The organism is Sphaerisporangium melleum (assembly GCF_014646695.1).
Lineage (GTDB): Bacteria > Actinomycetota > Actinomycetes > Streptosporangiales > Streptosporangiaceae > Sphaerisporangium > Sphaerisporangium melleum.
This window is the reverse complement of record NZ_BMNT01000027.1, coordinates 46,304-71,631: the sequence shown is the minus strand read 5'-3', so window position 1 is coordinate 71,631 and position 25,328 is coordinate 46,304. Positions and strand designations below refer to the sequence as shown.

General features: G+C 71.2%; 18 protein-coding genes. 11 read left to right on the top strand and 7 right to left on the bottom strand.

The window, feature by feature from the left end; translation table 11 throughout:
* Nucleotides 1-15: 15 nt before the first annotated feature.
* The gene (locus tag IEY93_RS23425) at nucleotides 16-1,455 is read right to left on the bottom strand and encodes a GuaB1 family IMP dehydrogenase-related protein (RefSeq protein WP_189165261.1); all 1,440 of its coding nucleotides are present in this window, start codon (nucleotides 1,453-1,455) and stop codon (nucleotides 16-18) included.
* Between the two features lie 191 nt (nucleotides 1,456-1,646).
* Between IEY93_RS23425 and IEY93_RS23420 the strand changes: the two genes are divergently transcribed.
* Entirely contained in the window at nucleotides 1,647-2,147 is a 501-nt protein-coding gene (locus tag IEY93_RS23420; protein WP_189165260.1) for a GyrI-like domain-containing protein, read from the top strand.
* A gap of 188 nt (nucleotides 2,148-2,335) precedes the next feature.
* On the opposite strand, the gene IEY93_RS23415 is transcribed toward IEY93_RS23420, so the two are convergent.
* On the bottom strand, nucleotides 2,336-3,541 hold the full coding sequence (locus tag IEY93_RS23415; RefSeq protein WP_189165259.1) for a CaiB/BaiF CoA transferase family protein: 1,206 nt from the start codon (nucleotides 3,539-3,541) through the stop codon (nucleotides 2,336-2,338).
* A gap of 279 nt (nucleotides 3,542-3,820) precedes the next feature.
* On the opposite strand from IEY93_RS23415, the gene IEY93_RS23410 reads away from it, so the two are divergent.
* Both IEY93_RS23410 and IEY93_RS23405 read left to right on the top strand, forming a co-directional pair.
* Nucleotides 3,821-5,170, top strand: a complete 1,350-nt coding sequence (locus IEY93_RS23410) for an FAD-binding oxidoreductase (RefSeq protein WP_189165258.1) — start codon at nucleotides 3,821-3,823, stop codon at nucleotides 5,168-5,170.
* 13 nt (nucleotides 5,171-5,183) lie between these two features.
* On the top strand, nucleotides 5,184-6,443 hold the full coding sequence (locus tag IEY93_RS23405) for an SAM-dependent methyltransferase (protein WP_189165257.1): 1,260 nt from the start codon (nucleotides 5,184-5,186) through the stop codon (nucleotides 6,441-6,443).
* Nucleotides 6,444-6,503: 60 nt separating this feature from the next.
* Here IEY93_RS23405 and IEY93_RS23400 read toward each other — a convergent pair whose 3' ends face one another.
* Complete coding sequence (locus IEY93_RS23400; RefSeq protein ID WP_189165256.1) at nucleotides 6,504-8,057, bottom strand: long-chain-fatty-acid--CoA ligase; 1,554 nt, start codon at nucleotides 8,055-8,057, stop codon at nucleotides 6,504-6,506.
* 185 nt (nucleotides 8,058-8,242) lie between these two features.
* On the opposite strand from IEY93_RS23400, the gene IEY93_RS23395 reads away from it, so the two are divergent.
* Both IEY93_RS23395 and IEY93_RS23390 read left to right on the top strand, forming a co-directional pair.
* Nucleotides 8,243-9,787 carry a GMC family oxidoreductase gene (locus tag IEY93_RS23395; protein ID WP_189165255.1) on the top strand — a complete coding sequence of 515 codons (1,545 nt, stop codon included), beginning with the start codon at nucleotides 8,243-8,245 and terminating at the stop codon, nucleotides 9,785-9,787.
* A gap of 64 nt (nucleotides 9,788-9,851) precedes the next feature.
* Nucleotides 9,852-11,132 carry a cytochrome P450 gene (locus IEY93_RS23390; protein ID WP_189165254.1) on the top strand — a complete coding sequence of 427 codons (1,281 nt, stop codon included), beginning with the start codon at nucleotides 9,852-9,854 and terminating at the stop codon, nucleotides 11,130-11,132.
* 51 nt (nucleotides 11,133-11,183) lie between these two features.
* On the opposite strand, the gene IEY93_RS23385 is transcribed toward IEY93_RS23390, so the two are convergent.
* Complete coding sequence (locus IEY93_RS23385; RefSeq protein ID WP_189165253.1) at nucleotides 11,184-12,860, bottom strand: hypothetical protein; 1,677 nt, start codon at nucleotides 12,858-12,860, stop codon at nucleotides 11,184-11,186.
* 469 nt (nucleotides 12,861-13,329) lie between these two features.
* On the opposite strand from IEY93_RS23385, the gene leuS reads away from it, so the two are divergent.
* Nucleotides 13,330-15,795, top strand: coding sequence for a leucine--tRNA ligase (leuS, locus tag IEY93_RS23380; protein ID WP_189165252.1), 2,466 nt, complete (start codon nucleotides 13,330-13,332; stop codon nucleotides 15,793-15,795).
* A 108-nt stretch (nucleotides 15,796-15,903) separates the two neighbouring features.
* Here the strand turns inward: leuS and lexA are convergent, their stop codons facing one another.
* A complete protein-coding gene (gene lexA, locus IEY93_RS23375) occupies nucleotides 15,904-16,578 on the bottom strand; it encodes a transcriptional repressor LexA (RefSeq protein WP_203968492.1) in 675 nt (224 codons plus the stop codon).
* A gap of 693 nt (nucleotides 16,579-17,271) precedes the next feature.
* Here lexA and nrdR point away from each other — a divergent pair.
* The 3 genes from nrdR to IEY93_RS23360 all read left to right on the top strand — a co-directional run bounded on the left by nrdR (nucleotide 17,272) and on the right by IEY93_RS23360 (nucleotide 21,791).
* Nucleotides 17,272-17,733 (top strand): transcriptional regulator NrdR, encoded by a 462-nt coding sequence (nrdR, locus tag IEY93_RS23370; protein ID WP_189165251.1) that lies wholly within the window; start codon nucleotides 17,272-17,274, stop codon nucleotides 17,731-17,733.
* A 157-nt stretch (nucleotides 17,734-17,890) separates the two neighbouring features.
* Nucleotides 17,891-20,716, top strand: coding sequence for a vitamin B12-dependent ribonucleotide reductase (locus tag IEY93_RS23365; RefSeq protein WP_189165250.1), 2,826 nt, complete (start codon nucleotides 17,891-17,893; stop codon nucleotides 20,714-20,716).
* Between the two features lie 115 nt (nucleotides 20,717-20,831).
* The gene (locus IEY93_RS23360; protein ID WP_189165249.1) at nucleotides 20,832-21,791 is read left to right on the top strand and encodes a diacylglycerol/lipid kinase family protein; all 960 of its coding nucleotides are present in this window, start codon (nucleotides 20,832-20,834) and stop codon (nucleotides 21,789-21,791) included.
* Between the two features lie 179 nt (nucleotides 21,792-21,970).
* Here IEY93_RS23360 and IEY93_RS23355 read toward each other — a convergent pair whose 3' ends face one another.
* Nucleotides 21,971-23,335: an MFS transporter gene (locus IEY93_RS23355; protein WP_203968487.1), complete on the bottom strand. Its 1,365-nt coding sequence runs from the start codon at nucleotides 23,333-23,335 to the stop codon at nucleotides 21,971-21,973.
* A 78-nt stretch (nucleotides 23,336-23,413) separates the two neighbouring features.
* On the opposite strand from IEY93_RS23355, the gene IEY93_RS23350 reads away from it, so the two are divergent.
* Nucleotides 23,414-23,932, top strand: coding sequence for a winged helix-turn-helix transcriptional regulator (locus tag IEY93_RS23350; protein WP_189165248.1), 519 nt, complete (start codon nucleotides 23,414-23,416; stop codon nucleotides 23,930-23,932).
* 312 nt (nucleotides 23,933-24,244) lie between these two features.
* The gene (locus IEY93_RS23345) at nucleotides 24,245-25,048 is read left to right on the top strand and encodes an MBL fold metallo-hydrolase (protein WP_189165247.1); all 804 of its coding nucleotides are present in this window, start codon (nucleotides 24,245-24,247) and stop codon (nucleotides 25,046-25,048) included.
* Nucleotides 25,049-25,093: 45 nt separating this feature from the next.
* Here the strand turns inward: IEY93_RS23345 and IEY93_RS23340 are convergent, their stop codons facing one another.
* A complete protein-coding gene (locus IEY93_RS23340; protein WP_189165246.1) occupies nucleotides 25,094-25,297 on the bottom strand; it encodes a hypothetical protein in 204 nt (67 codons plus the stop codon).
* Between the last annotated feature and the right edge of the window lie 31 nt (nucleotides 25,298-25,328).

Below are 25,328 nucleotides of genomic sequence, written 5' to 3'. Positions count from 1 at the left end.
CTCCGGGAGGAGAGGTCACCAGCTCTGGTGCAGGGGCATGCCTTCGGAGTAGCCGGAGGTGGACTGGATGCCGACGACGGCGCGTTCGTGGAACTCCTCCAAGGTCGTGGCGCCCGCGTAGGTCAGGGCCGAGCGCAGGCCCGCGACGATGGAGTCGATCTGGTCCTCGACGCTCGGCCTGGCCGGGTCGAGGTACATGCGCGAGGTCGAGATGCCCTCCTCGAACAGCGCTTTGCGCGCCCGGTCGAACGGCGTGTCGTCGGCGGTGCGCAGCCGCACGGCCCGGGCCGAGGCCATGCCGAAGTTCTCCTTGTACCGCCGGCCGTCGGCGTCGGTGTGCGCGTCGCCCGGCGACTCGTACGTGCCCGCGAACCAGGAGCCGATCATCACGTTGGACGCGCCGGCGGCGAGGGCGAGGGCGACGTCGCGGGGGTGGCGCACGCCGCCGTCGGCCCACACGTGCCGCCCGAGCCCGCGCGCCTGCGCCGCGCACTCCAGGACGGCGGAGAACTGCGGCCGGCCGACGCCGGTCATCATCCGCGTGGTGCACATCGCCCCCGGCCCGACGCCGACCTTGACGATGTCGGCGCCGGCCTCGACCAGGTCGCGTACGCCCGCCGCGGTCACGACGTTCCCGGCCGCGACCGGGACGCCCGGGTCGAGGGCGCGGACCGCCGCCAGGGCGGACAGCATCTTCTCCTGGTGGCCGTGCGCGGTGTCGACGACCAGGCAGTCGACGCCGGCGTCCAGCAGTTCCTTGGCCTTGGCCGCGACGTCGCCGTTGATGCCGACGGCGGCGGCGACGCGCAGCCGTCCCATGGCGTCCAGCGCGGGCTCGTACAGGGTCGCGCGCAGTGCGCCGGTGCGGGTGAGCACACCGGTCAGCCGGCCGTCCTCGTCCACGACGGGGGCGAGGCGGTGCCGCCCGCTGTGCAGCAGCTCGAAGGCGGCCCGCGGGTCGGTGCCGGCCGGGATGGTCAGCGGCGAGACGGACATGATCTGGGAGAGCTGGGTGAACATGTCCACCCCGTGGCAGTCGGCCTCGGTGACCACGCCGATCGGGCGGTTGTCCCAGTCGACGACGATGACCGCGCCGTGCGCGCGTTTGGGCAGGAGGTTCAGCGCCTCGCCGACGGTTTCGTGGGGAGTGAGGGTGATGGGGGTGTCGTGGACCAGGTCGCGCTTCTTGACCCAGTCGATCACGTTCGCGACGACGTCGATGGGGATGTCCTGCGGGATGACGGTGATGCCCCCGCGCCTTGCGATGGTCTCGGCCATTCGCCGCCCGGCCACCGCTGTCATGTTCGCGACCACGATGGGGATCGTGGTGCCCGTGCCGTCGTGGGCCGAGAGATCCACGGTGAGCCGCGAGCCGACCGCCGATCTCGACGGGACCATGAACACATCGCTGTAGGTCAGGTCGTGGATCGGTGCCTGATCGTTGAGGAATCGCACGTTGTCCCAGCCTAGGCGATTCGTGGTAAACAATGGGATTTCCCAGGTCAGCTCGATGCCAGGTGCGAGATGATCTGATCGGGCACCTCCGCCGATCTTTCTGTGCGCGATGATCGAGACGGCTGCCGGTCGGTGCGGATACATTGACCGCGCGATCGGGCGGGCGGGGGGCCCTCGAGTGGGGAGGCACTATGATCATCGTTGACCGGCCGGAGGTACTCGTCGTCGGGTACGCCGTGCGCACCAGTGCCGCGGTGGAGTCCGATCCGTCCCGGGCGCAGCTGTCGGCCCTGTGGGCGCGCGCGGGCGCCCCCGGGGCCTTCGCCCACGTGCCGGGGCGGGTGGACGAGAACATCTACGCGGTGCTCATCGACTACGAGAGTGACCACAAGGGCGCCTACACCCAGATCGTGGGGGTGGCGGTGCGCACGGCGGCCCGGCTGCCCGAGGGCATGGTCGCGGTCCGTGTGCCCGCCGTGCAGGCGCTGAAGGTGGAGGGGCGCGGGCCGCAGGCGCTGGCCGAGGCGTGGCAGCAGGTCTGGCGGTTCACCGAGGCCGGCGGTCTCCCGCAGCGGGCCTTCACCACCGACCTGGAGGTCCACCACCAGGCGGGCGTGGACCTCTATCTGGCCCTGCTACCCCGGCACACCCCGAGTGCGCCCGACCCCGATCTGGACGCCGCCCAGGCGTGACCCGCGGCCGTACGGGTGCGTGGCCGCCGGGCCCAGGAAGTCTCCGCCTCCGGTGTGCCTGCTCGCCTTGGGCCGACGCTTCGCCTGGGGGAGCATCCGGGAGACGCTCCCTCAGGGCACACCACGCCTCGGCGGTGGACGTCCGCCGCGGCCCGGCGCTCAGGATCTGGGAGCGCTTGGGCACTTCTTCAGGCGAGGATCCCGGCTTCGCGCAGGGCCTTGGCGCGTTCGTCGGGCAGTCCCCACGAGGTCAGGTCGTGCAGCCGGGTCGCCTGCGCCAGGTCGCCGCGGTCACTGCCGAGTAGGCGGGGCGCGGGCACCGGCTGGACGACCCCGCCGACCTCGACGAACGTGCCCCGGGCGGCGTTGTGCGGGTGCCCGGGCGCCTCGTCCAGGTCCAGCACGGGGAACACGCACGCGTCGGACCCGGCGAAGACGTCCTCCCACTCGGCGCGCGTTCTGGCACGGAAGGCGGCGGCGAGCCGCCGGCGGATCTCGGGCCAGTTGGCGCGGTCGTCGCGGTCGGGCAGGCCGGTGAGGCCCATGCGGGCGACCAGGTCGGCCCAGAAGGCCGGCTCCAGCGCGCCCACGGCGACGTGGCGGCCGTCGGCGGTCTCGTAGGTGTCGTACATGGGCGCACCGGTGTCCAGCAGGTTGGTGCCCCGCGGGCCCCACAGGCCGCTCTGGGCGACGTGGTAGAACATCGCGAACAGCAGCGCGGCCCCGTCCACCATCGCCGCGTCGATGACCTTGCCGCGGCCGGTGCGCTCGCGCTCGAACAGGGCGAGCACCACGCCGTAGGCCAGCATCAGGCCGCCGCCGGCGAAGTCGCCGAGGATGTTGAGCGGCGGCGTGGGCCTGCCGTCCTCGCGGCCGAGCATCGACAGCACGCCGGCGACGGCGATGTAGTCGATGTCGTGCCCGGCGGCGGGCGCCAGCGGGCCGTCCTGGCCCCAGCCGGTCATCCGGCCGTAGATCAGCCGGTCGTTGACCGCGAGCAGGTCGTCCGGGCCGATGCCGAGCCGCTCGGCGACGCCGGGGCGGAAGACGTCGATGACCACGTCCGCCCGCGCGACCAGTTCCTTGAACGCCGCGACCCCTTCGGGGGACTTCAGGTCCAGGCCGATGGTGCGCTTGCCGCGGTCCATCACGTCGGGCCGGGGACGGTCTCCGGCACGGGCGACGGAGGAGACCCGGTCGACGCGCAGCACCTCGGCGCCGTGGTCGGCGAGCATCATGCCGGCGAACGGCCCGGGCGCGAGACCGGCCAGCTCCAGCACCCGCACCCCGACGAGCGGCCCACCGCGCCCCTTCGGCCGCGCCCGTCCGCCGCGGGGCGGGTCGTCGTGCCGCGTGCCGTGGTCGTCGGGGGCCGGGGCTCCGCTCGTGCTCATCGGTGTCTCCTCCGGGTGGAACGATCTTCCCGGGTGAATCGCCGGGAATGCGAGCGAGCGCTTGGTGGTTCAGGCTCGCGTCGCACCCCCTCTCACCTGGGCACATGACGCCAACCCTTGCACCACAGCGTTTTTGAGGGGGGTCGGGAGTTTGCGCGGGTTTAACGTGTCTACTCTGGTCGATGGTCAACACAGGAGATAGCGTCGTAACGTCGATCTCCACGCTTAGTTATAGGGGGTGGTGGCATGCCAGATCGCACGGTGAGGACGACCGCCCAGATGACAGCCCATCGCAGGGCTGTGGAGCAGATCAAGGAGTCCTACACCGCCCTCCCCGAGGGGGCCGCTCCGCGGCTCGCGAAGCCCACCACGAACCTCTTCCGGTTCCGCGAGCCGGGCCGGGCCGCCAAGCTGTCGGCCCGTGACCTGGACAAGGTCATCCAGGTCGACCCGGAGACCCGGACCGCCGAAGTCCAGGGTATGACGACGTATGAGAACCTGGTGGACGCCACACTGCCGGCCGGGCTCATGCCGTACGTCGTCCCCCAGCTCAAGACCATCACCCTGGGCGGCGCGGTGACCGGGCTCGGCATCGAGTCCTCCAGCTTCCGGCTCGGCCTGCCGCACGAGTCCGTCGAGGAGATGGAGATCCTCACCGGCGACGGACGGGTGGTCGTCGCCAGGGCGGACAACGAGCACAGCGAGCTGTTCAAGGCGTTCCCCAACTCCTACGGCACCCTCGGTTACGCGCTGCGGCTGCGCATCAAGCTGCTCCCCGTCAAGCCCTTCGTGCGGCTGACGCACATCCCGTTCTCCGACGCCGGCAAGTGCATGCTGGCCATGCAGGAGATCTGCGAGAGCGGCCACTACGAGGGCGAGAAGGTCGACTTCGTCGACGGCACCTTCTTCGAGCCCGGCGAGATGTACATCACCGTCGGCCGGTTCGCCGACCGTGCGCCGTACGCCTCCGACTACACCGGCATGCGCATCTACTACCAGTCGATCCGCACCCGCACCCGCGACTGGCTCACCGTCCGCGACTATCTCTGGCGCTGGGACACCGACTGGTTCTGGTGCTCGCGGGCCTTCGGGGTGCAGCAGCCGCTGGTGCGCTCGCTGGTGCCCCGCCGCTGGCTGCGCTCGGACGTCTACCGCAAGATGGTCGGGCTGGACCAGAAGTACGGCATGACGGCACGCGTGGACCGCTGGCGCGGCAACCCGGTGCAGGAGTCCGTCATCCAGGACGTGGAGATCCCGATCGAGAAGGGTGCCGACTTCCTCGATTTCTTCCACGACAAGGTGGGCATGACGCCGGTGTGGATGTGCCCCCTCAAAGCCACGGGCGACTGGCCGCTCTACCCGCTGGAGCCGGGAAAGCTCTACGTGAACTTCGGGTTCTGGGGCATGGTCGCCCTCCCGCGCGGACAGTTCGACGGCTATCACAACAGGCTGATCGAGAACTCCGTGCACGAGCTGGGCGGACACAAGTCCCTGTACTCGACATCGTTCTACCCCCGTGAGGAGTTCTGGCGTCTCTACAACGGTGACGCCTACTGGCCGGTCAAACACGCCTACGACTCGGGCGGCCGGCTGCTCGACCTCTATGAGAAGTGCGTACGGGGGCGTTGAGGAGGTTGGTCGCATGACACTCGCCCAGATCTTCGAGAAGATCGTCGGGCCGGAGGCGAACGTCGAGTTCGCCGCGTACGACGGCAGTAAGGCCGGGCCGCCGGGGGCGTCCGTCCGCATCGAGGTGAAGTCCCCCATAGCGGTGGCCTATCTGGCGCAGTCCCCCGGCGAGATGGGGCTCGCCCGCGCCTACATCGCCGGCCACCTCGACGTGCAGGGGGACATGTACACCCTCCTGACGGAGATGGCGGAGATCACCCTCAACGACATGCCGGTGCGGGAGAAGATCTCCGTCGCCCGGTCGCTGGGGATCAAGCCGCTGCTCATGCGGGTTCCGCCGCCGCCGCAGGAGGTTCGCCGCAGCACGATGGCCCGGCTCGGCAGCCGGCACGCCAAGCAGCGTGACGCCGAGGCGATCCACCACCACTACGACGTCTCCAACCGGTTCTACGAGTGGGTGCTCGGCCCCTCGATGGCCTACACCTGCGCCTGCTTCCCCGAGGAGGGCTCCTCGCTGGAGGAGGCGCAGTTCGCCAAGTTCGACCTGGTGGCCAAGAAGCTCGGCCTCAAGCCGGGCATGCGGCTGCTCGACGTCGGCTGCGGCTGGGGCGGCATGGTGATGCACGCCGCCAAGCACTACGGCGTCAAGGGCCTGGGCGTGACGCTGTCGCGTCAGCAGGCCGAGTGGGCGCAGAAGGCCATCGCCGAGGCCGGGCTGTCGGAGCTGGCCGAGGTACGCCACCTCGACTACCGCGACGTCACCGAGACCGGCTTCGACGCGGTCAGCTCGATCGGCCTGACCGAGCACATCGGCAAAGACCAGCTCCCCGGCTACTTCGGCTTCCTGTACGGCAAGCTGAAGACGGGCGGCCGGCTGCTCAACCACTGCATCACCCGGCCCACCGGCACGGAGAAGACCATCAACAAGGGCGGGTTCATCAACCGCTACGTCTTCCCCGACGGCGAGCTGGAGTCGGTCGGCCACCTGATCCGCGCGATGGAGGACACCGGGTTCGAGATCCGGCACGAGGAGAACCTCCGCGAGCACTACGCCAAGACCCTCGAGAAGTGGTGCGCCAACCTCGACGACCACTGGGACGAGGCGGTCAAGGAGGTCGGTCCGGGCACCGCCCGCGTGTGGCGGCTGTACATGGCCGGCTGCATCGTCGGCTTCGAGCGCAACAAGGTGCAGCTCCACCAGGTGCTCGGCGTGAAGCTCGACGACGATGGAGAGGCGGGCGTCCCGCTGCGTCCCTCCCGCGACTGGCCCTGATCCCGCTCACCTGGGCCCGCCCGTGCCACCGCTCCAGGCGGCACGGGCGCGGCCGGCGGGTCAGCGCAGCTCGCGCTTGAGGATCTTGCCGCTCGCGGTCATCGGGAACGCGTCGCGGAACTCGACCAGCCGCGGGTACTTGTAGGCCGCCATGTTCTCCTTGCACCACTCGACCAGCTCGTCCTCGGTGAGCTTCGCGTCCGGCTTGAGGATCACGTACGCCTTGACCTCCTCGCCGTGCGAGTGGTGCGGGACGCCGACGACGGCGGCCAGCGAGACCGCATCGTGCGTCATCAGCACCTCTTCCAGCTCCCGCGGGTAGACGTTGAACCCGCCGCGAATGATCATGTCCTTGGCGCGGTCGATGATGGAGTAGTAGCCGTCGGCGTCCCGGGTGGCGATGTCACCGGTGCGGAACCAGCCGTCCTTGGTCACCTCGGCCGTCGCCTCCGGCCGCCCGAGGTAGCCCTTCATGATGTTGTGCCCGCGGATCGCGATCTCGCCCGGGCCCTCGCCCTCGACGGTCTCCCACCCGGGCCCGACCAGCTTCATCTCCACGCCCCACACCGGTGTGCCGATCGTGCCGGGCTTGGTGGGCCGGCCCGGCTGGTTGAAACTGGCGACCGGCGAGGTCTCCGACAGGCCGTACCCCTCAAGGACCGGCAGCCCGAAGGTCTTCTCGAAGTCCTTGAGCACCTCCAGGGGAAGTGACGCGCCCCCGGAGGCCGCCGTGACCAGCGTGTCGGGCACCGGCTCGCCGTCGGCGTGGATCGCGCTCAGCATCGACCAGTACATCGTCGGCACGCCGGCGAACATCGTCACACGCTCCTGGCGCATCAGATCGAGGGCCGGAGCCGGCTCGAAGCGCGGCATCAGCACCAGCGTCGCCCGGCGCCGGAGGCCGGTGTTCATCACGACCGTCTGGCCGAAGGAGTGGAACAGCGGCAGCACCGCCAGGAAGACGTCCTCACCGGTCCGCTGGAACATCTCGTCGCAGACGATGGCGTTCATCAGCATGTTCTGGTGGCTCAGCTCGGCGCCCTTGGGCTGCCCGGTGGTGCCGCTGGTGTAGAGGATCACCGCGGTGTCGTCGGGGTCGGTGCGCACGGTCTCGAAGCCGCCGGGCATGTCCTGCAGCGCCGTCCAGAGGGTCGGGACGCCCTCGATGCCCGAGTCGGTGCCGAGCGGGGTGGCCGGCAGGACGAAGAACCCGTCCGCGTGCGGCCCGTTCTCCGGCAGTGCGGACACAAAGCCCTCGTAGCCGCGCCGGCCGAGCGGCAGCTCGGGGGTGCCCTCGAAGCAGAACAGCGCCTTGGCCTGCGAGTCGCGCAGGTGGTAGGCGATCTCGCGGGACTGCAGCAGGACGTTCAGCGGCACGACGGTGGCGCCGGCCTTGAGGATGCCGAAGTAGACGATCGGGAAGTACGGGAGGTTGGGGCACGCCAGCGCCACCTTGTCGCCCTTGCCGATGCCGCGGGAGGCCAGCAGGGCCGCGACCTGCTCGGCCAGGGTGTTCACCAGGGCGTACGACATGCGCAGGTCGCCGAACACCACCGCCGTGTGGTCCGGGCGCTCCCGCGCGCTGTCCTCCAGGACGACCGACAGGTTCAGCATGGGGGTGCCTCCTCGTGGTTCCGGTGCCCGTGGGACCGGTGGCGGCACGAGTGCGCGGCGGCCGCGGGCTGGCGTCATCCTGTCACCTCCCCCGGCCCGTTAGCTACTAATCGGTAACGAGAGTGGACGCCGACGTGATACCGGCGTAATCACATGGCAACGACTCTCGTCACCGGAGGAGACCAATGCGGTACGACTACGTCATCGTCGGGGCGGGTTCGGCCGGATGTGTCCTGGCCGACCGGCTCTCGGCGGACCCGTCGGTGCGGGTGCTCCTGCTGGAGGCCGGCGGAGCGGACCGCAAGCAGGAGATCCGGGTGCCCGCGGCGTTCGCCAAGCTGTTCAAGACCCGCTACGACTGGGACTACACCACCGCCGCCCAGGAGCCGATGGCCGGCCGGCGGCTGTACTGGCCGCGCGGGAAGACCCTCGGCGGGTCCTCGTCGATCAACGCGCAGATGTGGGTACGCGGGCACCGGGCCGACTACGACGGCTGGAACCTGCCGGGCTGGTCCTACGAGGAGGTCCTGCCGTACTTCCGGCGCAGCGAGCGGCGGATCGGCTCCAACCGGGGCGGCGTCTACGGCACCGAGGGCCCGATCTACATCTCGGAGCTGCGCTCGCCCAACGTGACCACCCAGGCGTTCCTGCGCGCCTGCGAGGAGCTGGGGCTGACCCGGCTCGCGGAGCTGAACGGGCCCTCCAACGAGGGCTTCGCGCCGACGCCGGTCACCCAGCGGCGCGGGCGCAGGTGGAGCTGCGCGGACGCCTATCTGCGGCCGGCGATGCGCCGCCGCAACCTCACCGTGCTGACCGCCGCGCAGGTCCACCGGGTGCTGCTGGACGAGGACGGCCGGGCCACCGGGGTCGAGTACGGCGACGGCCTGCGGGTGAGTGCGGACAAGGAGGTGATCCTGTCGGCGGGGGCGATCGGCTCGCCGCAGGTGCTCATGCTCTCGGGCATCGGCGACCCGGACGTGCTGCGCGCCGCCGGGGTGGAGCCCCGTCGCGAGCTGCCCGGGGTGGGGCGCAACCTCATGGACCACCTCGCCTCGGCGATCATGCTGGAGTGCCCGGAGCCGGTCACCCTGGCGGGCGCCGAGACGCCCGGCCATCTGGTCCGCTACCTGCTGCGCCGCGACGGCCTGCTGTCCTCCAACGTCGGCGAGGCGGTGGCCTTCATCCGCACCGCCCCCGAGGAGCCCGCGCCGGACATCGAGCTGATCTTCGCTCCCACCCCGTTCGCCGACCACGGGCTCACCCCGCCCGCCGGGCACGGGATCACCATCGGGGTCATCCTGCTGCAGCCGGAGAGCCGGGGGCGGATCACCCTGGACGGCCGGGACGTGGTGATCGACCCCCGCTACCTGACCGCGCCGGCCGACGTCCGCCGGATGGTGGCCGGGCTGCGCAGGGCCAAGGAGGCGTTCGCCACCACGGCGCTCAAGCCGTACGCGGGCGCGCCGATGAAGCCCTACGGCGGTGAGGAGACCGACGAGGAGCTCGCCAGGTACGCGCGGGAGCGGGCCGAGACGCTCTACCACCCGGTGGGCACCTGCAAGATGGGCACCGGAGAGGACGCGGTGGTGGACCCTTGCCTGCGCGTCGCCGGCGTACCGGGGCTGCGCGTGGTGGACGCCTCGGTCATGCCGATGCTCAACCGGGGGCACACCCACGCGCCCACCGTGATGATCGCCGAGCGGGCGGCCGACCTCATCCGCGCCTCGTGACGCTTCCTCCGCTTTCCGTCCCAGAAGTTTGACGTAAGTGAGCACTTTTCTCAATCATGGAAAGATGACCGTGGAAACGCCCCCAGAGCGCAGGCCCATCACCTCCTACGACCAGATCGACCTGTCCGACCTGGACTTCTGGGCCCGGCCGATGGCCGAGCGGGAGCACGCCTTCGAGCTGCTGCGCGAGCGTGACGCGCCGGTGTTCTTCGCCGAACCCGCGCAGACGTTCGTGCCGAGGGGCCCGGGGTACCACGCCGTCGTCCGGCACGCCGACATCCTGGAGATCAGCCGCAACCCCGCGGTGTTCTCCTCCGAGGGCGGCGGCGCGACCAACATCGTCGACATGCCCGCCGAGTTCGCCGAGTACTTCGGCTCGATGATCAACATGGACGACCCGCGGCACGCGCGGCTGCGGCGCATCGTCTCGCGCGCCTTCACCCCCAAGATGATCCAGAAGTTCGAGGACGACGTGCGGACCGCCGCCACGAGCATCGTGGACGACCTGCTGGAGAAGGGCCCCGGGTGCGACTTCGTCACCGAGGTGGCAGCCCGCCTGCCCTTGAAGATCATCTGCGACATGATGGGCATCCCGGAGAAGGACTACACCTTCGTCTTCGACCGGTCCAACGTCATCCTCGGCTCCACCGACCCCGAGTACGTGCCGGAGGCCGACCAGGACGCGATTCTGACCGCCCTGCTCACTGCCGGCGCCGAACTGCAGCAGCTGGTGCAGGACCTCGCCGCCCACCGCGCCGAGCACCCCACCACCGACCTCACCTCGTCACTGGTCAACGCCAACGTCGACGGTGAGCGGCTCACCCTGCAGGAGTTCGGCTCGTTCTTCATCCTGCTGGTGGTCGCCGGCAACGAGACCACCCGCAACGCCATCTCGCAGGGCCTGCTGCTGCTCACCCGCAACCCCGGGGAGAAGGCCCGCTGGCTGACCGACATCGACGGCCACGCCCCCAAGGCGGTCGAGGAGATCGTCCGGCTCGCCGCGCCGGTCAACTACATGCGGCGCAAGGTCACCCGCGACGTCGAGGTGAACGGCACGGTGTACCGCGAGGGTGAGAAGGCGGTCCTGTACTACTGGTCGGCCAACCGCGACCGCGCCGTGTTCCCCGACCCCTACCGGTTCGACATCACCCGCGACCCCAACCCGCACGTCGGCTTCGGCGGCCCCGGCCCGCACTTCTGCCTCGGTGCGCACCTCGCCCGGCGCGAGATCACCCTGATGTTCCGCGAGCTGCTGGCACGGGTGCCGCAGATCACGGCCGACCGGCCCGAATGGCTGTTCTCCAGCTTCATCAACGGGGTCAAGCACCTGCCCTGCGACTTCTAGCCGCCACCTCGCAGGTCCCGTGATCAGCGGGCAGGCGCCCCGCCTCCGGATTCAGGAGGCGGGGGTCGTCGGCCTGATCGAGGAGAACACCGTGTTCACGTCGGGCAGCAGGTCCTTCTTGCCGTCCGGCACCGACATGTAGACGATCGCCGGCAGCTCGCCGCCGGTGCTCACCGCGGCCACCACCAGCGTCGTCTTGTTCTCGCCCGCGGTGACCTGGTAGGCGGCCAGGCGGGCGGGATGCCCGCCGGCGACCACGCGCTGCTCGGCGGTCTTGATCACTTTGTTGCCCGCGGGGAAGAGCTTGTTGCGCGCGGAGAACGCCACCGCGCTGATCACCGGTGCGAGGTCGTCCGGCTTGTCCGCGGAGTACTTCGAGGCCAGGCCCTGGGCCAGCGGTCCGGTCATGACCTGCGCGAACTGCTGCTCGCCCGCGGCGTCGGTGCCCGCGGCGACGTACTGCCGGGTGGCGAAGCCGTAGGTCTGGCGGACCTGCTGGGCGCGCGGGTCCAGCCGCCAGGGCCCGCCCAGTCGCACGATGCTCACCCCGGCGGCGCTGTCGGTGACGATGCCGGCCCGCGGCGACGCCGTGCCGCGGTACTTCGGCAGCCGTCCGATGGACTGCGGCTTGGTGGTGCCGGTGCCGCCCTTGCCGGAGGCCGGCGCCTTCGCCGAGCTCGTGGGTGCGGCGTCCTCGGGAGAGGCGGAGGTCTCCGACGAGCTGAGCGGCCCGACCAGGAAGGCCCACAGCAGCGCCGCGACGAGCGCCACCACGACCGAGGCGACCAGCGCCAGCAGCCAGACCCGCCGGCCGCCGCCGGTGTCGTCCTCGGACTCCTCGCCGATCGCCTCGTAGTTCTCCCCGAAGACGGTGTTCCACAGCTCCTGCTGCCGCTCCGGTGGCGGGGTCTTGGGCCCGCTGATCTGCCCCGCGGTGACGAAGGGCTTGTAGTCGGGGTTCTCAGGGTCGCCGGGCGGCGGGGCGTGCCGGCGTCCGCGCGGCTCGGCCGTGCCCGGCGCGGCCGGAGGAGCACCCGGGGCGGGCACGCGCATCGTGGTCTCGGTGCCCGCCGGCACGTACGCCCCGCCCGGGGCCTGCTGCGGGCCGGTGGGCGCGGGGGCGTAGGCCTGCGCGGGGTCCTGCGGGCCGGCCGGGTTCTGCGGGCCGGTCGGGGCCGGGGTGTACCGCTGCGGACCGCTCGGCGTGGGCGTGTACGCCTGCTCGCCGGTGGGGGCGGGCGCGTACCCCTGGGCTGCGGCGGCCGCCGCGCCGGCCGGTGGCTGCGGCCCGGTCGCCGCGGGGGAGTACTGCGGCCCGGTCGGCGCCGGGGTGTACTGCTGCGGGCCGGTGCCCGGCTGCGTGTACCGCTGCGGGCCGGTGCCGGCCGGGGTGTACTGCTGCGGGCCGGAGGACTGCGGGGTGTACTGCTGGGGACCCGTTCCGGCCGGGGTGTACTGCTGCGGTCCGCTCGGCTGCTGGATGTAACGCTCGGGGGCGAACGGCGGATCTGCGAGCGGGGGCGGAGGCGGGAAGGCCGTCTGGGTGGGAGCGTCCCCGGCGGGGGAGCCGTAGTGCTGGAAGGGCTCTGCGGCGGGGCGCGGGTCCGCACCGCTCCGGGAGGCGTGCGGTGACGGGTCGAACACCGAGGGTGGCGGAGGCGGGGGAGGCGGTGGCATCTCCGGCCACGCCGGGGAAGGCGCGGACCGGCTGGTGTGCTCAGGGGCCATCGCTGGCGAACCTCCCGACATCATGCCCGGATTGGGGGTGCTCGGCATGATCTCATGCGAAGCGGGGGGCTCCGCAGGAGAATCCGAGAATGCCCCCCGGAACTGCAGGCCGGTGGGGTCGGTCGGAGGGTCCTGCATCGGCAGGCCCTCTTCCACTGCATTCCGGCCGGGCGCGGGGTCATAGGAGTTCGCCACGCGAAAAGAGTAAACTAAAGGGACATATGAGGTCACAACGGATCTATCACCATGAGGTGGGCGGCTACCCGTTTTCGCGGGGTTATCAGGGGTGCGACCCGAAGGCCATGAAGACCGATTGCCCGCTGCGCTACCCTTGGTCTATGCGTGGCAGGACCCTGCTTCTTAGCGGGCCGCGTCGACCGAGCTGAGACACCGGTCGATGCGGCTGCCCCTCGTGCCCACGGGGGGTTTCTTTATTGGTCAAGCATCCGCGCTGAGTCAACCGAGGGACATGGCCGTGAGTGACGAGCAGTACGATCCGCAGGCGCTGCAGGTGAAGTGGCAGGCCCGCTGGGAGACCCTGGACCCCTACCGGGCCGGTGAGGACGCGGGCGACGAGCGGCCCCGCCGGTACCTGCTCGACATGTTCCCCTACCCCTCGGGTGACCTCCACATGGGCCACGGCGAGGTCTTCGCGATCGCCGACGTCATCGCCCGCTACTGGTTCCAGCGCGGGTACAACGTCCTGCACCCCATCGGATGGGACTCCTTCGGCCTGCCCGCCGAGAACGCCGCGATCAAGCGCAACGCCCACCCCGCCGAGTGGACCTACGCCAACATCGAGACCCAGGCGACCTCGTTCCGGCGGTACGGCATCTCCTTCGACTGGTCGCGGCGCCTGCACACCAGCGACCCCGAGTACTACCGCTGGAACCAGTGGCTGTTCAACCGCTTCTTCGAGCGCGGCCTGGCCTACCGCAAGGGCGGCCTGGTCAACTGGTGCCCGCAGGACCAGACGGTGCTGGCCAACGAGCAGGTCGTGAACGGGCACTGCGAGCGCTGCGGCGCCGAGGTCGTGCGCCGCGAGCTGACCCAGTGGTACTTCAAGATCACTGACTACGCCGACCGGCTGCTGGAGGACATGGACCAGCTCGGCGGCTGGCCCGAGCGCATCCTGACCATGCAGCGCAACTGGATCGGCCGGTCCGAGGGCGCCGACGTCCGGTTCCAGATCGAGGGCCGCGACGAGCCGGTCACCGTCTACACCACCCGCCCCGACACCCTGTACGGCGCGACGTTCTTCGTGGTCGCCGCCGACGCCCCGCTGGCCGAGGAGCTGTGCGCTCCCGACCGGCTGGCCGAGCTGGAGGCGTACCGCGCCCAGGTCGCCAAGCTGAGCGACATCGAGCGGCTGGCCACCGACAAGGAGAAGACCGGCGTCTTTCTGGGCCGCTACGCCGTCAACCCGGTCAACGGGGAGCGGCTGCCGGTGTGGGCGGCCGACTACGTGCTGTCCGGCTACGGCCACGGCGCCATCATGGCGGTGCCCGCGCACGACCAGCGCGACCTCGACTTCGCACTGAAGTTCTCCCTGCCCGTGCGCATCGTGGTCGAGACCGGGCTGCCCGACCCCGCCGAGAGCGGCGTCGCCACCCCGGGCGAGGGGGCGCTGGTCAACTCCGGGCCGCTGGACGGGCTGTCCAAGACCGAGGCGATCACCCGCATCGTCGAGATCCTGCGCGAGCGCGGCACCGGCGACGCGGCGGTGAACTACCGCCTGCGCGACTGGCTGCTGTCCCGCCAGCGGTTCTGGGGCACGCCGATCCCGATCATCCACTGCCCCGACTGCGGCGAGGTGCCCGTCCCGGACGATCAGCTGCCGGTCGCCCTGCCCGACCTGCGCGGCGAGGCGCTGGCCCCCAAGGGGGTCTCGCCGCTGGCGAGCGCCACTGAGTGGGTCAACGTCGACTGTCCCAAGTGCGGCGGGCCCGCGCGGCGTGACACCGACACCATGGACACCTTCGTCGACTCCTCCTGGTACTACCTGCGTTACTGCTCGCCGGGCTACGAGGACGGGCCGTTCGACGTCGAGCAGGTCCGGCGCTGGGGGCCGATCGACCAGTACGTCGGCGGCTCCGAGCACGCCGTGCTGCACCTGATGTACTCCCGGTTCTTCACCAAGGTGCTGCACGACATGGGCATGGTCGACTTCACCGAGCCGTTCGTGCGCCTGCTGAACCAGGGCGAGGTGATCAACCAGGGCCGCGGCATGTCCAAGTCGCTGGGCAACGGCGTCGACCTGGGTGAGCAGATCGACACCTACGGCGTCGACGCCGTCCGCCTGACGATGCTGTTCGCCGGCCCGCCCGAGGACGACATCGACTGGGCGGACGTCTCGCCGGGCGCCTCGCAGAAGTTCCTGGCCCGGGCGTTCCGCGTCATGGCGGAGGCCGGCGCGGCCTCGGCCCCGGGAGTGGACGCCACCACCGGCGACCTGGAGCTGCGCAAGGTCACCCACCGCACCATCGACGAGGTGACCCGGCTGATCGAGTCCTACCGCTTCAACGTGGCGATCGCCCGGATGATGGAGCTGACCACGGCGGCGCGCCGCGCGATCGACACCGGCCCCGGCGCGGCCGACCCGGCGGTGCGCGAGGCCGCGGAGGCGCTGGCCGTGCTGCTGTCGCTGGTCACGCCGTACGTCGCCGAGGAGGGCTGGGAGCGGCTCGGCCACGGATCGACCATCACGCATGCCGGCTGGCCGGTCGCCGACCCCGCTCTGCTGGTGCAGGAGTCGGTCACCTGCGTCGTACAGGTGGCGGGCAAGGTCAGGGACCGCCTGGAGGTCGCGCCGACGATCTCGGGCGCCGAGCTGGAGGAGCTGGCGCTGGCCTCGGAGAAGGTGCGGGCCTATCTCGACGGCGCCCCGCGCAAGGTCATCGTGCGGGCGCCCAAGCTGGTCAACATCGTCCCCTGAGCCGCCCCGCGCGAGAGCGGCGGCACGCAGGACGCCCGGGGCTCACCGATGTGGTGGGCACCCGGGCGTAAGCGGGGATGTGCGGGCAGGGCCGGTCAGGAGGGCCGGTCAGAGCTTGCGCAGGACCGCCACGACCTTGCCGAGGACGGTCGCGTCGTCGCCGGGGATCGGGTCGTAACCGGCGTTGTGCGGCACCAGCCAGACGTGGTCGTCCTTGCGCTTGAAGGTCTTCACGGTGGCCTCGCCGTCGATCATGGCGGCGACGATGTCGCCGTTGTCGGCCACGGGCTGCTGGCGCACGACCACCCAGTCGCCGTCGGCGATCGCCGCGTCGATCATCGAGTCACCGGCCACCTGGAGCAGGAACAGCGTGCCCTCGCCCACGAGCTGCTTGGGCAGGGCGAAGACGTCCTCCACCCGCTCCTCGGCCAGGATCGGGCCACCGGCGGCGATGCGGCCGACCAGCGGGACGAACGCGGCCGTCGGGCGGCTCACCAGGGGCTCCTCTCCGCCGGGGCCGACCGGGTCCACCCACAGCACGGGCTCGCCGGGCAGGCGGACCTCCAGAGCGCGGGGACGGTGCGGATCACGGCGGAGGTAGCCCTTGCGCTGCAGGGCGGTCAACTGGTGCGACACACTGGAGGTGCTGGTGAGCTGGACGGCCTCGCCGATCTCGCGCATGGAGGGCGGATAGCCGCGCTGCTGGACCGAGTCACGGATCACCTCGAGGATCTTGCGCTGCCGCGGGGTGAGCCCAAGGGAGTCACGCCTGCGCACCGCCAGATCGCTGACGACCGTGCCGGTCTCCTGCTGCTCGCTCACGATGTCCTCCTCGCCGGACGCCTCTGGGACGCCCTCCGCCGCCAAACCCGCCCGGCCGGCTCCCGGTCCGTGTTCCTCGTGTCGCACACAGCGACAATAACCCTGTTCAAGATCGTCATCAAACAGATGTTCGAGTCGTGTATTCGGTGAACCACCCGGTGAACGCCATCGTACGGGAGTTCGATCGATACCGTGTTCGACTCCGCGATCTTATGTCGTCCCGGCATCGAAGTCGATCACACCCGCGACCTGGGGCCGGTGAGGCGGTAAGGGTTCGATGGGCGGCTGCGACCCGGCCCGGCTCCGGCCCCCCGCGACACGCCGGGGTGTCGCCGTTGGTGCAGGTGGGGCCGCCGAGACGGGGCGCACGGCGTGGCCGACTTGCGTTCATGGGGCGGCACTCCTACGGTTAGACCACAACATCTAGTAGTTACACCGATGTGGTTCACCATAGGTTGTGTTTCTGCCAACGCACTGCGGACAGCCGCAGGGCGTGCGCGAGCCTATTCGCATGAGCACCGAAAGGGCTCCGCGGCGCTTGCGTGAATGGGGAAACACAAGGCGGCTTTTACCGGGGTCAACGCCCTGGGCTTCCGCGTTCCGGGAGCGGTGCCTGCGTTACCGGTGGGAGCCGTGAGAAAGGAAGGCGACACCATGCATTGTCCATTCTGTCGTCATCCGGACACGAGGGTCATCGACAGCCGCTCCACCGAGGACGGCGCGGCCATCCGGCGGCGGCGCACCTGCCCCGAATGCGGGCGCCGGTTCACCACGCAGGAGACCGTGTTACTGATGGTGAGCAAGCGCAGCGGCGTGACCGAGCCCTTCTCGCGGGACAAGGTGATCGCCGGAGTGCGCCGCGCCTGCCAGGGAAGGCCCGTGAGCGAGGACTCTCTGGCCCAGCTCGGCCAGCGCGTCGAGGAGAGCATCCGGGCCACCGGCTCGGCCGAGATCCCCGCCCATCAGGTGGGGCTCGCGATCCTCGGGCCGCTGCGCGAGCTGGACGAGGTGGCCTACCTGCGTTTCGCCTCGGTCTACCGCGGCTTCGAGACGCTCGCCGACTTCGAAGAGGAGATCCAGCAGCTCAGGTCGGCCCGCGCCGCCAGAGAAGGCTGAAAGGCCCGCCCGGGCCGGCCGGGCACACGGTGGCCCGCCAGGGCTGCGGGCGATCGGCCGGACGAACAGATGTTGCCCTTGCGCCGGGGGATGCCAGCGGCGCGACGATGTGTTTTCCGACACGTGGGCTCCTTGGGAGCCCCGGAAGGGGGAGATCATGACGGAGACGGTGAGCGGCTCAGTGGGACGCGGGGGCAAGCGTTCCCCCAAGGGTCTGAAGATCAAGCGGGTCTACACCACGCCCGGCGTGCACCCGTACGACCAGGTCCGCTGGGAGCGCCGTGACGTCGTGATGACCAACTGGCGGGACGGCTCGGTCAACTTCGAGCAGCGCGGCGTGGAGTTCCCCGAGTTCTGGTCGGTCAACGCGGCCAACATCGTCACCACGAAGTACTTCCGCGGCGCCGTCGGCACCCCCCAGCGCGAGACCGGCCTCAAGCAGCTCGTCGACCGGGTCGTCGGGGTCTACACCCGCACCGGCCGGGAGAACGGCTACTTCGCCACCGACGAGGACGCCGAGATCTTCGACCACGAGCTGAAGCACGCGCTGATCCACCAGGTGTTCAGCTTCAACTCCCCCGTCTGGTTCAACGTCGGCACCGCCTCTCCTCAGCAGGTCTCGGCCTGCTTCATCCTGTCGGTCGACGACGAGATGGAGTCGATTCTGGAGTGGTACAAGGAAGAGGGTGTGATCTTCAAGGGCGGGTCCGGCTCGGGGGTCAACCTCTCCCGCATCCGCTCCAGCAAGGAGCTGCTGTCCAGCGGTGGCACCGCCAGCGGCCCGGTGTCGTTCATGCGCGGCGCCGACGCCTCCGCCGGGACGATCAAGTCGGGCGGCGCGACCCGCCGGGCGGCGAAGATGGTCGTGCTGGACGTCGACCACCCCGACATCGAGGAGTTCATCGAGACCAAGGCGCGCGAGGAGGACAAGATCCGCGCGCTGCGGGACGCCGGCTTCGACATGGACCTCGGCGGCAAGGACATCGTCTCGGTCCAGTACCAGAACGCCAACAACTCCGTCCGGGTCTCCGACGAGTTCATGCGCGCCGTCGAGAGCGGCGGCGGCTTCGGGCTGCGGGCCCGGCTCAGCGGCGAGGTGATCGAGGAGGTCGACGCCAAGGGGCTGTTCCGCAAGATGGCCAAGGCCGCCTGGGAGTGCGCCGACCCGGGTGTGCAGTACGACGACACCATCAACGACTGGCACACCTGCCCGGAGACCGGCCGCATCACCGCGTCCAACCCCTGTTCGGAGTACGTCCACCTGGACAACTCCTCCTGCAACCTGGCCAGCATCAACCTGCTGAAGTTCCTGCGCGAGGACGACACCTTCGACATCGACCGGTTCGTCAAGCTGACCGAGCTGATCATCACGGCGATGGACATCTCGATCACCTTCGCCGACTTCCCGACCCAGAAGATCGCCGAGACCACGCGGGCCTACCGCCAGCTCGGCATCGGGTACGCCAACCTCGGCGCCCTGCTGATGGCCACCGGCCACGCCTACGACTCCGAGGGCGGCCGGGCGGTCGCCGCGGCCATCACCAGCCTGATGACCGGCGTGTCCTACCGCCGCAGCGCCGAGCTGGCCGCGATCGTCGGCCCCTACGACGGTTACCAGCGCAACGCCGAGCCGCACAAGCGGGTCATGCGCAAGCACGCCGCCGCCAACGACGCGCTGCGCGCCATCGACCCGCTGGACCGGCCGATCCTGGCCGAGGCGACCAAGCAGTGGCAGGAGTGCCTGCGCCTCGGCGAGAAGAACGGCTACCGCAACGCCCAGGCGTCGCTGCTCGCCCCCACCGGCACCATCGGCCTGATGATGGACTGCGACACCACCGGCATCGAGCCGGACCTGGCGCTGGTGAAGTTCAAGAAGCTCGTCGGCGGCGGGTCGATGCAGATCGTCAACCAGACCGTCCCGCGCGCGCTCAAGCAGCTCGGCTACCAGCCCGAGCAGGCCGAGGCCATCGTCGAGTACATCGCCGAGCACGGCCACGTCATGGACGCCCCCGGGCTGCGCGCCGAGCACTACGAGGTGTTCGACTGCGCCATGGGCGAGCGGGCCATCGCTCCGATGGGCCACGTCCGCATGATGGCCGCCACCCAGCCGTTCCTGTCGGGCGCGATCTCCAAGACCGTGAACCTGCCCGAGTCGGCCACCATCGAGGACATCGAGCAGGTGTACCTGGAGGGCTGGAAGCTCGGCCTGAAGGCGCTCGCGGTCTACCGGGACAACTGCAAGGTCGGCCAGCCGCTCTCGATCGCCAAGAAGGCCGAGGAGAAGGCCGCCGAGCCGGTCGTGCAGGTCATCGAGGTGCCCCGGCCCAAGCGCCGCCGGCTGCCGAACCAGCGGCCGAGCACGACCACCCGCTTCACGGTGGGCGGCGCCAAGGGGTACATGACGGCCTCCTCCTACCCCGACGACGGGCTCGGCGAGGTCTTCCTGAAGATGTCCAAGCAGGGCTCCACGCTGGCCGGCGTGATGGACGCCTTCTCGGTGGCGATCTCGGTCGGGCTGCAGCACGGCGTGCCGCTGGACACCTTCGTCAGCAAGTTCATCAACATGCGGTTCGAGCCGGCGGGCCTGACCGACGACCCGGACGTGCGCATGGCGGCCTCGGTGGTCGACTACATCTTCCGCCGCCTGGCGCTGGACCACCTGCCGTACGAGGAGCGGGCGGCCCTCGGGGTGTTCTCGGCCGACGAGCGCGCCGCCCAGGCCCGCGGGGAGGACCCGGCGGCGGTCCAGGAGATCGACACCGCGGCGCTCGCCCAGTCGGCGCCCATCGAGCAGGTCCCGGAGGACAAGCCCGCCCCGGCCCCCGCCGCCCCGGCCTCCGGGGTGAACGGCACGGCCGCGCTGGAGAGCCACCAGGGCCGTACGGCGGACGCGCCGCTGTGCCTCACCTGCGGCACCAAGATGCGGCCCGCGGGCAGCTGCTACGTCTGTGAGGGCTGCGGCAGCACCAGCGGCTGCAGCTGACGATCGGCCACGGCCCCCCGCGGTGGGGGCCGGTGTGCGGGGGAGTTCGGTACGTCCGGGCTCCCCCGCACGCGTGCCGAGGCATAACGGCGTTCTCCTGGGTAGTCGAATGGCCATGTCTGCCACGGTTGCGGTCATCGCTCATCGGAAGAAGACGCTCGGCGCGGGGCTGGACCGGCTTCGCGTGCTGATCACCGAGCACGATGTCGGAGAGCTGCTCTGGTACGAGGTGCCCAAGAGCAAGAAGGCGCCCAAGCGGGTGCGCAAGGCGCTGAAGCAGGGCGCCGACCTGGTGTTCGTCTGGGGCGGAGACGGGATGGTGCAGCGCTGCGCCGACGTGCTCGCCGGTACGGGGGTGCCGATGGCGATCCTGCCGGCCGGCACGGGCAACCTGTTCGCCACCTCGCTGGGCGTCCCCGTCGACCTGGAGGAGGCCGTGCGCATCGGCTTCCACGGCGAGCAGAGGAAGCTGGATCTCGGGATGCTCAACGGCGAGCATTTCGCGGTGATGGCAGGGGCCGGGTTCGAGGCCGACATGATCGCCGACGCCGATCGGGAGGCCAAGGGGCGGCTCGGCCGGCTGGCCTACATCGGCGCGGCCGCGCGGCATCTCGGCGGCCCGCTGGTGCCGATGACCGTCACGATCGACGGCACGCGGTGGTTCGAGGGCGAGGCGAGCTGCCTGCTGCTCGGCAACATCGGCACGATCAGCGGTGGCATCGAGGCGTTCGACGACGCACGCCCTGACGACGGGTGGCTGGAGGTCGGCGTCTCCACCGCGCAGGGGCCGATCCAGTGGGCCAGGGTGCTCGGCCGGATGGCCGCCGGCCGGTCGGACGAGTCGCCGTTCGTCCGGATCACCCGGGCCAGGAAGGTGTCGGCGCGCTTCGGCGCGCCGCTGATGTACGAGCTGGACGGCGGTGACCGGGAGCAGACCACCGAACTCGACGTCTCCGTCGTGCCGGGTGCGCTCACCGTCTGCGTTCCCGCCGTCCGTGAGCCCGCCGACACCGCGGAACCCGGTGAGCCGGCCGGCGCGAGCAGGCGCGGCGACGAGGGAACCTGGACGGGGTGAGGCGTACGCGGGCAAGGGGCCGGTCCGGGACGGACCGGCCCCTTGCCGTGGGCCGATGTCAGCGGCGGCGCGGGCCGAGCGGTCCGGCCGCGGTGATGGCGGTCACGCCGGCCCGTGGCCACCGCGGGTGACCGGCGTGACGGTGGTCGCGGCCTGCGCGGTCCGCCGGGCGCCGGGGGTCAGTGGCGGCCGCGGACGAAGGGGACGATGAGCGCGGCGAGCAGGGCGAGGGCGGCGCTGCCGGCGATGGCGATGTTCACGCCGTCGCCCGGCCCGTAGACTCCGACGACGGAGGTGACCACCGCGACGCCCAGCGACGCGCCGACGTACCGCGCGGTGTTATTGGCCCCCGACCCCATGCCGGCCCGGTGGGAGGGCACGCTCTCGATCGCCAGGTGGGTGAGGGCGGCGTTCACCAGGCCCATGCCGATGCCCGACACCACGAACCCCACGGTCAGCTTCCACCAGGACCATTCGGTGGTGAAGCCCAGCAGCGCCAGTGTGCCCACCGCCGACAGGGCGAGGCCGGCCGAGAGCCGTGCCCGCGCGTGCGGGAGCACCCTGCGGGCCTGCAGTGCGGTGACGAACGACGCCCCCGACCAGATGGTGGAGACCGCGGCGGTGCCCAGCGGGGTCAGGCCGTGGCTGAGCTGGAGCAGGGCGGGCACGAAGGTCATCAGGCCGAGCAGCGCGAAGCCGGTGATGAGCGCGCCCGCGTTGGCCACCAGGAACAGGGGCCGGGTGAACAGGCGCAGGTCGAGCAGCGGCTCGCGCCGCCGGAGCTCGATGACGGCGAAGACGGCCAGCAGCACGACCCCGGTGCCGAGGGCCCAGAGCACCAGGGGCCGGTTCCAGCCGAGTCTGCCCTCGATCACCCCGGCGACCAGGGCGGCCAGGCCCAGGCTGAGCGTGACCACTCCGGGGACGTCCACCGGCCGCGGCCGGTCCGCGCGTGACTCCGGCAGGGACCGGTGGGAGATCACGGCCAGTGCGGCGGCGACCGCCGCGACCGCCCAGTAGACGGCGCGCCAGCTCGTCACCGTGGCCAGGGCTCCGGAGATCAGCGGTCCGGCGGCGATGCCGAGGCCGATCATCGAGCCGTACAGGCCGGTGGCCCGCACCCGTTCGGGGCCGGCGGGGAAGGCGTGCCCGATCATGCCCAGGCTGGCGGCCAGCACGGCGGCGCTCGCGAAGCCCTGGACGACGCGGGCCAGGACGAACACCGGCGTGCTGGGGGCGAACCCGGCGACGATGGCGCCGGCGCTGAGGACGGCGGTGCCCAGGACGAGGGTGCGCCTGCGGCCGTGGTCGTCGGCGACGGCGCCGGCCACCAGCAGGACCGCGGCCAGGCCGAGGGAGATGGCGTTGATGATCCAGGCCGGGCCGGTGGGCCCGGCGCCGAGGGCGCGTGCGGTCTGGGGGACGGTGACCACGGGGACGGTGTAGTTCAGCAGGGTCAGCAGGGGGGCGGCGGACAGCACCGCGAGCGTCGTACGAGTCTTCGCGGGCCGCGGGGGAGCGACGACGGGAGCGATGGTGGACACTGCGGGGGCCTTTCATCGGTTCAATGAATGAACCGACACTAGCACGCCTAGGTTCATTCAATGAACTAAGGTGGGGGCATGGCTCTGGGCAAGAACTACGAGGGGCAGCAGTGCGCACTGGCACGCGCGCTGGAACTGGTGGGCGAGCGCTGGACCCTGCTGGTCATGCGCGACGCCCTGTACGGGGTCCGCCGCTACGGCGACTTCCTCGCCCATCTCGACATCCCCCGTGCGGTGCTGTCGCAGCGGCTGCACGCGCTGGTGGAGGCCGGGCTGCTCACCCGGCACCGCTACCAGGAGGCGCCCCCGCGCGACGAGTACGTCCTCACCGAGGCCGGTCGCGCGCTGTGGACGCCGGTGTACACGCTGTCGCAGTGGGGCGAGCGGTACGCCGCCGACGGCGAGCCGATGCGGCTGTTCTTCCACCTGCCGTGCGACGCGCCGCTCGACATGAACGGGGCCTGCACGGCGTGCGGCCGGCACACCGAGCCCCAGGAGGTCGAGGTGCGCCCCGGGCCCGGCGTGCGGTTCGTCCGGGAGGACGCGGTCAGCGTCGCGATGCGCCGTCCGCACCGCCTCCTCGACCCCCTGCCCTGACCGCCACCCTCCGGCGGGTCCAGGGTTCTGACCGGTTCGAGCGGCGAGCCGCCTCGCCGGCTCCTGGCAGCGGCCGCGCAGCTGAGCACTCGGTGTTCCCGTGGCCCAGCCCGGCCCGGCCGGCGGCCGTTCCCCTGCCGGGCGGCTGGGCGAGTCGATTGCCGATGGGACGGGGTGCCCCGCCCGGCCGGCGTGCGCACTGCTTGATCAGGTCGCCGATGGCCGATTCGACGGGTGGCGGCCGCCGTGCGAGCGGCCGGTCCGGCGGCGGGCTCGTTAGACTGGCGCGGTCGTCCCAGGGGGAGGTGGCCGGTGGCCCGGTGGATCGAGGTCGGAGACCGGGCCTACGCCCGGCGGCACGCCGAGCTGGACCTCACCCTCGGCCTGGTGGTGGGCGAGCGTGCCTGCCTGGTGATCGACACCGGTGCGGACGAGGCGCAGGGCGCGGCGCATGCCGCCGCCATCCGCGAGCTGACCGACCTGCCCTGGTCGGTGGTGCTCACCCATGCCCACTTCGACCACTGCTTCGGTACGGCCGCCTTCGGCGAGTGCCCGGTGTGGGGGCATCCCGGCTGCCGGGCCGACCTGGCCGCGACGGCCGAGACCCAGCGGTCGGAATGGGCGGCGTACCACCGCGAGCGGGGCGACGAGGAAGCCGCGGCCCGGCTCACCGCCGCGCGCGTCGTGCTGCCCGGCCGGGCGGCCGAGGCGGCCACGGAGATCGACCTCGGCGGCCGGGTGGCGCGGCTGGTCCATCCGGGGCCGGGCCACACCGGTCACGACCTGGCCGTCCACGTGCCCGACAGCGCCCTGCTGTTCGCCGGTGACCTCGTCGAGCAGGGCGCGCCGCCGTCGTTCGGCGATGCCTTCCCCCTCGCTTGGCCGGCGGCGCTCGACCGGCTGCTCGCCCTCGGGCCCCGCACGGTCGTCCCTGGGCACGGCGAGCCGGTGGACGCGGCTTTCACCGCCGCGCAGCGGGCGGAACTGGCCGAGGTCGCCGAGCTGTGCCGGGCCGTGGCCGCGGGAACGCTCACCCGCGAGCAGGCCCTCGCCCGGTCGCCCTACCCCGAGAGCTTCAGCGGTGAAGCGCTCGACCGGGCCGCCGCGCGCACCTGACCCTGAGGCCGCGGCGCGACCGGATGCCGCGCCGTGCGGGCGTGGTCAGGCGGCCGGTGTGCCGCCTCCGGGGCGCGGGAAGCGGATCACGTTGCGGCCGGTGTACGCCTGGAGGTGGACGACGACCGCCTCCGGCCTGCTCTCGTGCATGGGCGCGCTCTCGTGCACGGGCGTGTGACGGTGCGCGGAACGGATGTCGCGTACCTTGTGCCGTGCGACGGACGCGGGCACGGCCGCGAGCCTTCTCATCTCAAGCCCCCCGGCGTGATTCTCTCGTTAT

Excerpts from the sequence above, each read along its gene's own strand:
- IEY93_RS23420 (WP_189165260.1), top strand. The coding sequence starts at position 1,647 with ATGATCATCGTTGACCGGCCGGAGGTACTCGTCGTCGGGTACGCCGTG.
- IEY93_RS23395 (WP_189165255.1), top strand. The coding sequence starts at position 8,243 with ATGCGGTACGACTACGTCATCGTCGGGGCGGGTTCGGCCGGATGTGTC.
- IEY93_RS23400 (WP_189165256.1), bottom strand. The coding sequence starts at position 8,057 with ATGCTGAACCTGTCGGTCGTCCTGGAGGACAGCGCGCGGGAGCGCCCG.
- IEY93_RS23405 (WP_189165257.1), top strand. The coding sequence starts at position 5,184 with ATGACACTCGCCCAGATCTTCGAGAAGATCGTCGGGCCGGAGGCGAAC.
- IEY93_RS23365 (WP_189165250.1), top strand. The coding sequence starts at position 17,891 with ATGACGGAGACGGTGAGCGGCTCAGTGGGACGCGGGGGCAAGCGTTCC.
- IEY93_RS23385 (WP_189165253.1), bottom strand. The coding sequence starts at position 12,860 with ATGGCCCCTGAGCACACCAGCCGGTCCGCGCCTTCCCCGGCGTGGCCG.
- IEY93_RS23340 (WP_189165246.1), bottom strand. The coding sequence starts at position 25,297 with ATGAGAAGGCTCGCGGCCGTGCCCGCGTCCGTCGCACGGCACAAGGTA.
- leuS (WP_189165252.1), top strand. The coding sequence starts at position 13,330 with ATGGCCGTGAGTGACGAGCAGTACGATCCGCAGGCGCTGCAGGTGAAG.
- nrdR (WP_189165251.1), top strand. The coding sequence starts at position 17,272 with ATGCATTGTCCATTCTGTCGTCATCCGGACACGAGGGTCATCGACAGC.
- IEY93_RS23415 (WP_189165259.1), bottom strand. The coding sequence starts at position 3,541 with ATGAGCACGAGCGGAGCCCCGGCCCCCGACGACCACGGCACGCGGCAC.
- IEY93_RS23390 (WP_189165254.1), top strand. The coding sequence starts at position 9,852 with ATGACCGTGGAAACGCCCCCAGAGCGCAGGCCCATCACCTCCTACGAC.
- IEY93_RS23360 (WP_189165249.1), top strand. The coding sequence starts at position 20,832 with ATGTCTGCCACGGTTGCGGTCATCGCTCATCGGAAGAAGACGCTCGGC.
- IEY93_RS23350 (WP_189165248.1), top strand. The coding sequence starts at position 23,414 with ATGGCTCTGGGCAAGAACTACGAGGGGCAGCAGTGCGCACTGGCACGC.
- IEY93_RS23410 (WP_189165258.1), top strand. The coding sequence starts at position 3,821 with ATGACAGCCCATCGCAGGGCTGTGGAGCAGATCAAGGAGTCCTACACC.